Source organism: Paracoccus sp. S4493 (genome assembly GCF_000967735.1).
In the GTDB taxonomy this organism is placed as follows: domain Bacteria; phylum Pseudomonadota; class Alphaproteobacteria; order Rhodobacterales; family Rhodobacteraceae; genus Paracoccus; species Paracoccus marcusii.
Window position 1 is genome coordinate 1 of sequence record NZ_JXYF01000199.1, and the last position, 689, is coordinate 689.

Sequence of the window (689 nt, forward strand, 5' to 3'; positions counted from 1 at the left end):
CCCTGGCCTTCATCGCCTTCCTGCTGCTGCAGCGCGGGGCCGAACTGCTTGTCGCCCGGCGCAACACCCGGCGCCTGCTGGCGCAGGGGGCGGTCGAACATGGGGCGGGGCACTATCCATTGATCGTCGCGATGCACGCAGCCTGGCTGGCGGCCATCTGCATCTGGGGATGGTCCAACCCGGTCCACCCCGAATGGCTTGCCGCCTTCATGGTCCTGCAGGGTCTGCGGGTCTGGGTGCTGGCCAGCCTGGGGCCGCGCTGGACCACGCGCATCATCGTGCTGGACGCGCCGCTGGTGGCACGCGGACCCTATCGCTGGATGTCGCACCCGAACTATGCCGTCGTCATCGCCGAGATCATCGTCGCGCCGATGGTCCTGGGCCTGTGGGGGGTGGCGGCCCTCTTCACCATCCTGAACGCCTGCGTGCTGACGATCCGCGTCCGTGCGGAATCCCGCGCGTTGGCCGGGCGCTGAGCGCGTCAGGTCACGCGCGTCGGATCGAAGGTTAGCAGCCGCAGGGCGTTCAGCGTGACCAGCACCGTCGCGCCGGTATCGGCCAGGAAGGCGATCCACAGCCCGGTGACGCCCATGACCGTCGTGACCAGAAACACCGCCTTGAGCCCAAGCGCCAGGGCAACGTTCTGGCGGATGTTGCCCATCGTCGCCCGCGCCAGCCGGATGATCGCC

General features: G+C 69.1%; 2 protein-coding genes. One reads left to right on the forward strand and one right to left on the reverse strand.

The features are described from left to right. Positions 1–2: 2 nt before the first annotated feature. Positions 3–476, forward strand: coding sequence for an isoprenylcysteine carboxylmethyltransferase family protein (locus TW83_RS16290; protein ID WP_045983835.1), 474 nt, complete (start codon positions 3–5; stop codon positions 474–476). Positions 477–481: 5 nt separating this feature from the next. Here the strand turns inward: TW83_RS16290 and TW83_RS21230 are convergent. Next, the coding region (locus TW83_RS21230; RefSeq protein ID WP_045983836.1) for a hypothetical protein at positions 482–689 on the reverse strand (208 nt) is incomplete at its 5' end.